The 10,745-nt window shown below is 70.4% G+C and carries 7 protein-coding genes and 3 pseudogenes; 3 read left to right on the top strand and 7 right to left on the bottom strand.

Annotated elements, in window-relative coordinates:
• Nucleotides 1-90: 90 nt before the first annotated feature.
• Nucleotides 91-261 carry a hypothetical protein gene (locus tag ACIRS4_RS33200; protein ID WP_404203128.1) on the bottom strand — a complete coding sequence of 57 codons (171 nt, stop codon included), beginning with the start codon at nt 259-261 and terminating at the stop codon, nt 91-93.
• Nucleotides 262-720: 459 nt separating this feature from the next.
• On the bottom strand, nt 721-2,124 hold the full coding sequence (locus ACIRS4_RS33195; protein WP_404203126.1) for a hypothetical protein: 1,404 nt from the start codon (nt 2,122-2,124) through the stop codon (nt 721-723).
• A gap of 113 nt (nt 2,125-2,237) precedes the next feature.
• On the opposite strand from ACIRS4_RS33195, the pseudogene ACIRS4_RS33190 reads away from it, so the two are divergent.
• Both ACIRS4_RS33190 and ACIRS4_RS33185 read left to right on the top strand, forming a co-directional pair.
• Nucleotides 2,238-2,366: pseudogene (locus tag ACIRS4_RS33190) on the top strand (cupin domain-containing protein); the annotation flags it as partial.
• A pseudogene (locus tag ACIRS4_RS33185) lies at nt 2,363-3,031 on the top strand (aldo/keto reductase); the annotation flags it as partial. The pseudogenes ACIRS4_RS33190 and ACIRS4_RS33185, both read left to right, overlap by 4 nt.
• A 443-nt stretch (nt 3,032-3,474) precedes the next feature.
• Here the strand turns inward: ACIRS4_RS33185 and ACIRS4_RS33180 are convergent.
• Nucleotides 3,475-4,803 carry a serine hydrolase domain-containing protein gene (locus tag ACIRS4_RS33180; RefSeq protein WP_404203124.1) on the bottom strand — a complete coding sequence of 443 codons (1,329 nt, stop codon included), beginning with the start codon at nt 4,801-4,803 and terminating at the stop codon, nt 3,475-3,477.
• A 180-nt stretch (nt 4,804-4,983) separates the two neighbouring features.
• Nucleotides 4,984-6,255, bottom strand: coding sequence for a DUF418 domain-containing protein (locus ACIRS4_RS33175; protein ID WP_404203122.1), 1,272 nt, complete (start codon nt 6,253-6,255; stop codon nt 4,984-4,986).
• Between the two features lie 316 nt (nt 6,256-6,571).
• On the opposite strand from ACIRS4_RS33175, the gene ACIRS4_RS33170 reads away from it, so the two are divergent.
• The gene (locus ACIRS4_RS33170) at nt 6,572-8,359 is read left to right on the top strand and encodes an ABC transporter ATP-binding protein (protein WP_404203120.1); all 1,788 of its coding nucleotides are present in this window, start codon (nt 6,572-6,574) and stop codon (nt 8,357-8,359) included.
• A gap of 64 nt (nt 8,360-8,423) precedes the next feature.
• On the opposite strand, the gene ACIRS4_RS33165 is transcribed toward ACIRS4_RS33170, so the two are convergent.
• The 3 genes and pseudogenes from ACIRS4_RS33165 to ACIRS4_RS33155 all read right to left on the bottom strand — a co-directional run.
• A complete protein-coding gene (locus ACIRS4_RS33165) occupies nt 8,424-9,542 on the bottom strand; it encodes a sensor histidine kinase (RefSeq protein WP_404203130.1) in 1,119 nt (372 codons plus the stop codon).
• A complete protein-coding gene (locus ACIRS4_RS33160; protein ID WP_404203118.1) occupies nt 9,539-10,210 on the bottom strand; it encodes a response regulator in 672 nt (223 codons plus the stop codon). The genes ACIRS4_RS33165 and ACIRS4_RS33160 overlap by 4 nt, the downstream gene beginning before the upstream one ends.
• Nucleotides 10,211-10,528: 318 nt before the next feature.
• A pseudogene (locus ACIRS4_RS33155) lies at nt 10,529-10,621 on the bottom strand (electron transporter); the annotation flags it as partial.
• Nucleotides 10,622-10,745: the final 124 nt, after the last annotated feature.

Here is a 10,745-nt window from a genome sequence, read left to right as displayed (position 1 = left end):
CCTCGTACTGGGCGTACGAGGGCGATCCCGACAACGCGGCGAGCGCGCGTGCCAGGCGTCGCGAGCCAGACGGGACTTTCGAAACACGCCCTAGGCCTGCTGTTTCTTCGCGGTGATGTGCCGCAGGCTCTCCTGCAGTCCGGCGACCTCGCCGAGCCACTGCATCCGCTGGGCTTCCCCGAGGTGCTGGCGGTACTTGTCTCGATCTCCAGCAGCCGGGGCTCCTGGGCCGGATCCAGGCGAGTATGAGGTATCGGACACAGCCGTTTTCGTGCCGTCAAGGGGTTCCATAGGGGCGGTCGCAGGTGCCGAGGGCGCCCTTGCGGAGGCTGAAGTGGCCGCGGAATTCCTGCCACCCGGTGTCGCTGGGCTCGCGGTACTCCTCGCCGGGGCGGTGCGTTCGGCGCTGGTCGACGAACCGCCTTCGGCCATCGCCTGAGTGCTGTAGCTGATGAACACTCCGGATCCTTCCCCGGTCGGTCTCTCCGACCGATGCCTTGAACCCATGAGAACACCGATAAAAGGCCACCTTCGGTCTGTCCGGGCCGAGTTGGGGCAAACGAGCTCAACTCGAAGCGAACCTGCCTAGGGCCGGCGTTCAACTGATCCATCGAGGCCCTGCGCGTCCGAATGGGGCCCGAACATCGCTCCTCGGATGCGGGCGGTTGACGGCCATCGCGGCGCGAACTGCCAGGTCCTGAGGCGCCAGTTACGAACAACTCAGAAACCGTTCCCCAGCTGCACGTAGTCCCGCACACTCACCGTGCGGCCCGCCGGCAACTGAGTGCCGGGGACGGTGACCAGGGCGCGGACTCCCGTGTCGGCCCAGGCGCACATACCGACTAGCTGGCCCCGGACGGACAACGCCTGGCACTTGCAGAGCACGGGGGTCCCGGCGTCGCTGTCCTCTTTCAGGAGCACGAGCCGCGGTCGTTTCACCACCGTCACGCCCGGGGCGCCGGCCGCCGTCCTCAGCATGTGGTCCCGGGCCCGCCGGGGGTCGTCGATCCGCCCGTAGGCACCGTTCACCGTCAGCCACTGCTTCGGATCACCCGGAGGAGCGGGCAGGTAGATGCCGGAGACCTCCGTGACGTCCTCGTATCCCCGGTCGGGGGCCGTGGCGATGGGCGGTACGTAGGGCGGCCGCACCTTCTCCAAGAGCACCTGCCCATCCCACATGCCGTCCGGAATCCGAAGGACGGGAGGGCCGGACGAGTACCGAGTGTAAGTCTTTGCACCCACCAGCGGACCCCCAACGATGCTCCACACACCCGGCCCCACGCACAGAGCGGCCGCCGTGCACGAAGCCACCCATGCCGTCCGGCGCACACGGGAGGGCTTCAGACACAACACGAGAAGCAGTGCGAGAAGGCCGCAACCGCCGGCCACGCCCAACAGCCCGACCCCGACGGTCTTCCGGCGCGCCTCGCTCGCCTCGGTCTCGCCCTCCTCCTGAGGCACGGGGGCGGTGACGACGAACGTGCCGACGTCGTCCCGCCACTGCCGATCCCCGTCCGGGACCACCGGGGGAAAGAACCGCACTTCGCCCCTGTAGCCGATGAACGCCTTGGTGACGCGGAACGTCAGCGGGGCCAGCCGGTCGCAGCGAACATGGCGACGGCTGTCCTGCGCGTCCCGTACCGTGCGGCAGCCCGCACGCTCATCGAGGCCGGTCGGCGAGGTCTTCCACGGCAGTACATACTCGATCGCCACGCCCGGACCGATGGGTTCCCCCCGCGGCACGTAGGCGCGTGAACCGTCCGGCCGCAGGGTGTAGACCTCGGGCAGAACGGTGAGGGTCCCCCCCACCTCGGTGGCGAGATACCTCTCCTCGACCGCGATCCCGTAGTCGGGGGCGTCGGACACGGACGCGTGCGCGGCAGTGCCCAGCGCGACCTGCAGGGCCGCCGTCGCGCCCATGAGGAAGCCGCCGAGGACACGGGTCAGCGATCCGTCACGGCTTGCCGCCCGGCCGGGCCGGTCGCCTGTCGGGGCGGGAGCGGCGAAAGGGTCCGCTTGTTCTTCGGGATCGGCGGCTACCGCGCCGTCGTGCCGTGCCTCGCGCAACTCCGCCGCCGGCACTACGGCACACCGGGCGAATTCCTCAGCTCGCTGATCGCTCATGGACAGCATGGTGCCGTGCGCTACCGACTCAAAGTAGGCCACCTGCGGCAGGGTCTCCTCGCGTTCCCGGCTCGGGAGTTCAACAGGTACAGACGTAGCGAAGGCCCGGAACCGCGAAGGCCGACTCGTGGTTCTCCCACGTCGCCTTCATCACGCCGGGCGAAGACGTCAGCAACGAGTGGCTCGAGCCCGTCACCGACGAGGTGTACGGCAGGCTGTCGAAGAACGGAGCGAACGCATGACCATCCTGGACGAGACCTACACGCTGGCAGGCGGCGTCGCAATCCCCAAGCTGGGGCTCGGCACCTGGTTCATCGACGACCAGGCGGCCGACGCGGTCCGGGCAGCCGTGGAGGTCGGCTGCCGCAACATCGACACCGCCCAGGCGTACGGCGACGAGCGCGGCGTCGGCGAGGGCGTGCGCACGGCCGCAGTACCCCGCGACGAACTGTTCGTCTCGACCAAACCCGCCGCCGAGATCAAGGACTACGACCAGGCGCTCGCCGCAGTCGACGGCTCCCTGGAGAAGCTGGGCCTGGACCGCATCGACCTGATGCTCATTCACAGCCCTCAGCTGTGGGACGACTTCCGCGGCGGCGACTACGCCGAGGGCAACCGCGCAGCATGGCGCGCGCTCGAAGGGGCGCACCAGGCCGGCAAGATCCGCTCCATCGGGGTGTCCAACTTCCAGCAGCAGGACCTCGAGAACCTTCTCAAGAGCGCGACCGTCGTGCCGCACGTGAACCAGCTGCTCGTGCACGCCGGCAACACGCCCTCCGACCTCCTGGCCTACTGCGAGGACAAGCAGATCCTCGTCGAGGCGTACTCGCCGATCGCGCACGGGGTGATCCTGGAGAACGCCGAGGTCAAGGCGATGGCGGAGAAGTATCGAGAAGGTCGACCACGTGGTGAGCGGGCCACCGTCCGAACGGTACGTCAGACTGCGCACGGCGGTGGCGGAGCGGCGTTGGTTCCTGAACCAGGCGTTCTGAAGCGGCTGTTGGAAGAGTATGGCGAAGACGATGCCGAAGACGGCCCCGACTGCCCCGTTGACGAGGTCGATTCCGGTCACGGGCCCGCGGCCTATAGCGTGAAGGTGTCCGCGACGCGCTCGTGGCAGCGCAGTGCGGCGACCGCGTTGACCGGGCATGGTCCGCAGTGGCTCCGCGGAACCTCACCGCGTCATCTGGCGCCCCACGGGCTCCGGTTCGGCGTGCAGGCGCGCCGGTGGAGCGTCGAGGCCCGGGCACTGCCGTTCCCGGCATCTCGAAGGGGACCTTCGCCCCCGTCCTGCCCGACGACCTCGAACTCCGCCCGACGCAGCCCACGTTCACTGATCGAGTACGCTCCTCACCTGCGCGGCTGCTCCATGGCGAGCAGGCGCTGAGGCACCAGCTTCGCATCAGGGGCCCGCTCGGCCGGGGCACCGCTCAGCGCTCCGTCCATGTAGCGGAACAGCGCCTCACCGATCGGGTTCGGCAGCGGTTGCCCGTCGTCGCCGAAGCGTTCGTACTTCATCAGGTTGTAGCCGATCGCGACCTGCCGGCGTCCGTCCTCCGTGGACATCGCCCAGGCCCCCGCTCCGAAGACGCCACCGTCGTGGCCCCAGTACCAGCCGCCGCTGGGCATCTTGAGGGTGTACAGGCCAAGGCCGTACCGCATCACCAATTCCTGTCCCGGCTCCGGCTCGTATGCGGGAACCGTCGTCTTCATCTCCCGCAGCTCCGCCGCCCCGAGCAGCTTCCCGCCCAGGAGCAGGCGGTAGAAGTCGTTGAGGTCGTTCGTCGTGGAGACCATCGCACCGGCCGTCCAGGCCCAGGACATGTCGTAGACGCTGTAGTCACGCGCCGGTTCGATGGCGCCGTAGAACGACTCGTACATCTTGGCGTGAGGCCCTGAGATACGGGCGGAGCGCGGGAAGTAGGTGTGCCGCAGTCCGGCTTTGCGGATGACGTTCCTGGTGATGTAGGACTCCGGGTCCTGGCCCGTGACCTTCTTCAGCAGCAGCCCGGCGATGATGTAGTTGGTGTTCGAGTAGGAGTGCGTGCCGCGAGCCGCCCGAGGCTCGGCCGCCAGGCCGAGGCGGACCAGTTCCTCCGGAGCCAGCTTGCGGAACCTGCCCTCGTCCAAGGCCTGTCCCGGGTTCTCGATCAGCTTGGGGAAGACGGGCAGTATGTAGTCGGCGATGCCGCTCGTGTGGTTGAGCAGCATCCGCACTGTCACGTTCCGGCCGCGCTCGCCCGGCACCAGTTCCGGGAGGTAGTCGCCGATCGGTGCGTCCAGGTCGATCCGGCCCTTGGCCACCTGCTGGAGGACGGCCACCGAGGTGAAGGTCTTGGTGATGCTGCCGATCCGGTGTTCGAAGTCGGGGCGGACGGGTCGTCCGGTGTCGATGTCGGCGACGCCCGCCGCCCCCCGCCACCGCTCGGACCCGTCCCTCACCGACGAGAAGGCTCCGTACATCCCCGCCTGGTGCAACGCCTCGAGCGAGGCGCTTAACGCCTTGCGATCCAGGTTGAGCGTGGCGGAGGCGGCGGATGCGGTGGCGGAGGCCGGCGGCGGAGCGGCGGCCTGGGCCGGAAGGGGGCCGACCGCGAGTGACAGCAGGGCCGCCGAGGCGACGGCGGCCAGGCGTACTCTCCGGCGGTCGGTGGAGGAGCTGGGGTGGGCGTTGGGCATCGGCGATCCCGTTTCATGAGGTGTGCAGGACGGATGCCTCCATCCTCGGCGGGCCACATCCGCCGACCGTCCACCCTCGGAACGATCTTGATCACAAGAAGAGATGACATTTGTCAGGTTCCGGCGTCCCTGAGCGCTGTCCGTGGACGGTCGACGTGCTGGGTGGATGCTCGCTTCACATCACCGGTGAGAGGGACGGATGTGCTTCGCCGGCCTGGTCGCGGCGTTGAGGAGATACTCCAGGGGGCCTCGGCGGAAGAAGCGGGACCAGACCGCGGCGAACAGGGTGGCTCCGAGGATGAACATGAGCAGCGGCACCCATGATCGCTGGGTGCTGGTCCCGGCGGGGACGGAGAGCGCGGACTGTGCGAGGAAGTGGCCGACGTAGGCGGTCAGGGACATGGTGCCCACGGCGATGACGGGTTTGGCCAGGCGGCGCAGTCGCGGCAGGTGGTCCATCGCCGCGGTCGCGCCCACGATGACGAGGATCGCGACTCCGACGCTGCCGATGATGTCGAACGTGGTGCCGCTGTGCGGCCCGGCCGCAAGGAGCGACGACGCCGGCATGTCGGGGAACGCCTCGCCGTCCATGGGTAGCGACCCGCTGTCGAGGGGCATCGCCCCGGAGCCGCCGGACGACGGCCCGTCTTCGGCGAGGCTCCTGAGCGCGTCCTTGCCGGCGAGCAGCAAGGACATGCCGTATGCGGTCACGGTGAGGCCGGCGCCGAGCGCGGCCAGGCGCCGCTGGACGGTGCCGGAGGACAGGTCGAGGCGGCCCAGTGCCATGCCCGCGATGACGAACGGCATCCATGTGAGCGCCGGGTAGAAGCCGCTGAGCAGCAGATCGAGCACTCCCACGTCGCTGAGCCGGTGGAGCGGGTCGTAGGCGTTGACGCTCTGTCGGATCGGGTCGGTGACCAGCGAGTTGAGGGCGAAGGCGAGCTGCGGTGCGACGAGGGCGAGCGCGGCCGCGGTGATCGCGAGTGTCCTGGCGCGCAGTCGCACCAGGGGCAGGGCCAGCAGGAAGTAGACCCCGTAGAAGCCGAGGATGATCACTCCCCCGTACTCCATGGCCATCGCGGTGCCCAGCGCCAGCAGGACCACCGCGCGGATCGCGATGCGGGCCTTCGCCTGCCGGCCGGCCAGGCCGGTCTTGGGTTCGAGGCGGCCGGCGAGCAGCATCAGCGAGAACCCGGCGAGGGTGGCGAACAGGACCGACGAGTGACCGTCCGCCAGGTAGCGGACCCAACTGGCGACGCCGGTCGTGGCGGACAGCGGGGGGCCGATGTGCACGACGTACATGCCGAACACCGCCAGCGCGCGGGCCAGATCCACCCCGACGAGGCGTCCCGTCGAGGGACGGGGCGAGGCGGACTCGGACGGAGTTCGGGGCTGCGGAGGCGAGTTCTCCTGCGGAACTGACGTCTCCTGCGGCGGCTGCAACTTTTCCATGCGAGGAATCTCGCCGGTCGTCAGGGGGCGGACCACCCGGCGGACTTCGGTGACCTCCCCGCCGAGCGGCGGGTAACGCCCCGCCGACCGGCGGAGTTCGGTTTGGACCGGCCGGTCGGGTGCGACCGGAGGGTGGTCTTCGTCAACCACTCGACGGGGGTGGACCCGACAGTCGCCGGATGGGCGCCGGGAGACCGGGGCTTCCAGGCTGGAGGCACGACACACCGCGCCGACGCAAGGAGCCCGGGGACGTCCTCGGCGTTTCTGCCCGAGTGCCGGGTCGTGACGCCGCGACACCGCAGAAGAAAGGGACTTCGTGAACACCACATCCGCCCCGACGACGGATGAGACTTCCCTGTCCGCCCGGGAGACGGTCAGGGCGCTGTACTCGTATGTACGGCCGCACCGGTGGGCGGTCGCCCTCGGTCTGCTGTGTGCCCTGGTCGGGGCCGCCGGGGGGCTGCTGCAGCCGTTGGCCACGAAGGCGCTGGTGGACCGGCTCGCGACAGGTGACGCCATCGCCGGGATCCTGATCGCGCTCACCGTCCTGGTGGTGCTGGGCACGGCGGTCGAGGCGTTCGGCGCGTATGTGCTGGAGCGGACGGCGGAGTCAGTGGCCCTGGCCGCCCGACGCACCCTCGTGGGGCGGCTGTTGCGGCTGCGGCTCGCGGAATGGGAGCGGATCCCGCCGGGTGATCTGATGTCCCGGGTCACCTCGGACACCACGCTGCTGCGGGCGGTCAGCACGCAGGCGGTCGTCTCCGCGGCCACGGGCTCGGTGGCGTTCGTCGCGGCGGTCGTGATGATGGCGTTCCTCGACCTCGTGCTGCTGGGTGTGACGCTCGGTGTGGTCGTGCTGGTCGGCGGGGCCGTCGCGCTCGTGATGCCGAGGATCGCCCGCGCCACCCAGCGGTCGCAGGAGGCGGTCGGGGAGATCTCCATCGCGTTGGAGCGGGCCTGCGGGGCGTTTCGCACGGTGAAGGCGTCCGGTGCCGAGGAGTGGGAGGCCGCCCGGGTGGAGGCGGCGGCGCGTCGGGCGTGGCGGCACGGCGTGAAGAGCGCCAAGTGGGAGGCCGTGGCGGGCTCGGCCGACGAACTCGCCGTGCAGCTGGCCTTCTTGGCGGTGCTCGCGGTCGGCGGGGCTCGCGTGGCGTCCGGGGAGATCCCCGTCTCCACCCTCATCGCCTTCCTGCTGTACCTCTTCTATCTGATCGAGCCGGTGTCCAGGCTGGTCGACGCCGTCTCCCAGTACCAGGAGGGGGCGGCCGCGCTCTCCCGGATCGCGCACGTGGAACAGCTGACGACCGAGCCGGCCGCCGGACAGCACAGCGGCCTGCCCAGGCAGGGGGCGTCGGTCTCGGAGCCGGCGTCGGTCCGCTTCGAGGACGTGTCCTTCCGCTACGGTCCCGGTCTGCCGTACGTCCATCAGCAGGTGAGTTTCGAGGTGCCGGGCACCGGGACGACGGCCTTCGTCGGGCCCTCCGGTGCGGGCAAGTCGACGGTCTTCGCGCTCATCGAGCGGTTCCACGAGGCCACCGGCGGCCGGGTCCTGGTCGACGGCAAGGACGTGCGGGACTGGCCCCTGACCGAGCTGCGGTCGGCCATCGGGTACGTGGAGCAGGACGCTCCGGTCCTGGCCGGCACGCTGCGGGAGAACCTGGTCTTCGCCGCGCCCGGCGCGACGGACGACGACATCCGCGACGTCCTGGCCCGCACGAGGCTCGACGCCCTCGTCGAACGTCTGCCCCACGGCCTGGACACCCCCGTCGGACACCGCGGCTCGAAACTGTCGGGCGGCGAGCGGCAGCGCGTCGCCGTCGCCCGCGCCCTGCTGCGGCGGCCCCGGTTGCTGTTGCTGGACGAGGCGACCTCGCAACTCGACGCCGTCAACGAGCTCGCGCTGCGGGACGTCGTCTCGGAGGTGGCCCGAAAGACCACCGTGCTGGTGGTGGCCCATCGCCTCTCGACGGTGACGGGCGCCGACCGGATCGTCGTCATGGACGCCGGCCGGGTCCGGGCGGTGGGCACCCATGAGGAACTGGTGGAACGGGACGGGCTGTACGCGCGGTTGGCGCTCAGCCGGCTGCGGGACTCCGTGCGGTGAAGCGGGACGAGCGTGCAGGCCGGACGGAGCTCGGTCCTGGGCGCCGGCCAGGCGTGAGGGTCGGTCAGTCCACGCTGAGGGGGACCCTCAGGCGCACCCGGTAGCCGCCCTCCGCGGTCCGTCCTGCCTCCAGTGTGCCGTGCAGGATCTCGGCCCGCTCCCGCAGACCGACCAGGCCCTGCCGCGAACCCGGCAGGGGCAGGGAGGGGCGGGTGGGCGCGGTGTTGGTGACGGTCACCCCGATGTCGTCGCCGTCCTGCCACAGCTCGACGCGGGCCGTGGCGCCCGGGGCGTGCTTGCGGACGTTGGTCAACGCCTCCTGGACCGTGCGGTAGAGGGCCCGTTGGGCAGGAGTGCCCACGGCGGACGGAAGCTCACCCGTCAGTCGCGCGTGCGTGCCGCTTGATCCCACCAGGGTGTGCAGGTCGGCCAGAGTGGGCTGCGGGGTCAGCTCTGTCGCTCGGCCGCCGGAGGCGCGCAGCAGCGTGACCATGGTGCGCAGTTCGTCGAGCGTGGTCACGCTCAGCGAACGGATCGTGCGGGCGGCCTCCTTGGCGTCCTCGTCCTTGGCGGCGACCTGAAGGGCACCGGCCCGCACGGCGATCAGACTGACCTGGTGGGAGACCACGTCGTGCATCTCGCGTGCCAGTTGGGCGCGTTCGCGGGCGAGCACGGCCTGGGCGTGCAGAGCCCGTTCGTGCTCCCTGGCCTCCTCGATCTCGACCAGCCGCAGCGCCAAGTCCTTCTGTGCCTGGAGGAGTTGTGCGATGAGAACCGGTGCGGCGGCGGTCGCCAAGCTGTACACCAGGGTGACCAGCGTCATGGTCCGGCCGGCCTCGGTGAGGCCGACCAGGGGCCACGGAGTGCTGTTCGCGACGGCGGTCAGGACGACGCACACCGCGAGGAGCCGGCGGTCGCGGGAGCGTTCGGCCAGCGTGAACAGCGCCGCGAGCGGAGCGACGGCGACGGGCTGCGTCAGCGAGATGGGCAGGGTGAGCAGGAAGACGCCGAGCGGGAACCGGCGCCGGAAGGTCAACGCGGCGAGTCCGACCATGGCCAGCGCGACGCCGAGGCGCGTGTCGTCCAACAAGTTCAACCGCACGTCCACGGCCGCTGCGATCACCAGGACGAGGTCGACGACCGGCGGGGGCACGCGCTTCCACAGCGCGCGGGCGCCGTTCATCGGCCGGCCTGCCACCGCGGGCGCTCGTCGAGCAGTCCGGACCGCTGCGCCAGCAGCGCGGCCTGCACCCGGCTCGTCACCCGAAGCTTCGCCAGGATCGCGCTGACATGGTCCTTGACCGTGCCGGCGCCCAGGTGGACGCGCGCCCCGATGTCGGCGTTCGACAACCCCTCCGCCACCAGGACGAGGACATCGCGCTCCCGGGCGGTGAGGAGGCGGACGCGGGCCGCCTCCTCGTCGACGGCCCCGGAGAGGCCGGGGTGACTGTGCAGCAGGGTCCTCGACGCCTTGGGGGACAGCACCACGCCGCCCGCGGCCAGGGTGCGCACCAGATGAGGGAGTTGCTCCGGTTCGGTGTCCTTGAGCAGGAAACCGGCCGCGCCGCCGTTCAGCGCGGTCAGGATGTACTCGTCGGCGTCGAACGTCGTCAGCATCGCCACCACCGGCGGACACGGCATCGCGCGCAGCTCACGCAGGACGGTGAGCCCGTCGACGTCCGGCATCCGGATGTCCAGCAGCACCACGTCCGGCCGCTCCCGGCGGACGGTCTCCACCGCGTCGCCGCCACGCGCGGTCGCGACGACCTCCATGTCCTCGGACGCGCCCAGAATGAGTTCGAAGCCCGAGCGCACCAGTGCCTCGTCGTCCACCACCACCACACGTATCACGCGCGCCCCGCCTCACCTTGACCAACGCCATCCGGCACATACCGCCTCGACCCTAAAGCCCTCGGGAGCCCTGACTGCTCCGCGGGCGGCGGCACCGGTCACACGGCGGGGTGAGACCCACCGGTCGGCGGGGACATCACAACCGGCTGCCGGACAGTCCATGCCCGGCCCTCCGGTCGTGCTGATCCTCGCCTTCCACGGCCTGCGGCCGGGCCCTTGAAGGGCTTCGGGTCGGCGTCGATCAGCGTGCGGTGCGGTGCAGGCAGCGCGGCTATCGGTTTCGGTCTGGGGCCGCACCGGCGGTACGGGCGGCGGACCAGGCCTCGCTGCGGCGGGCGCGGCGTAGTTCTGACTCCCCTTGTTGCCCTTGAGCTTGCCGGGGCTGACACACGCACCGTCGTCGAAGATGTGCCCAGGACGGCTATCAGCCGATCACGCCCAGGCCCGTGGAGGGGGGCCGAACTTCTACGGGTTCGGCCCCTTCCAGGATCACCAGCTGACCATCCACGCGTTCGACGGTTTGAAACCCGGCGGG

Origin of the sequence: Streptomyces sp. NPDC101166, from assembly GCF_044768125.1 — a bacterium.
Classification (GTDB): domain Bacteria; phylum Actinomycetota; class Actinomycetes; order Streptomycetales; family Streptomycetaceae; genus Streptomyces.
This window is presented reverse-complemented; position numbering and strand designations above follow the sequence as displayed.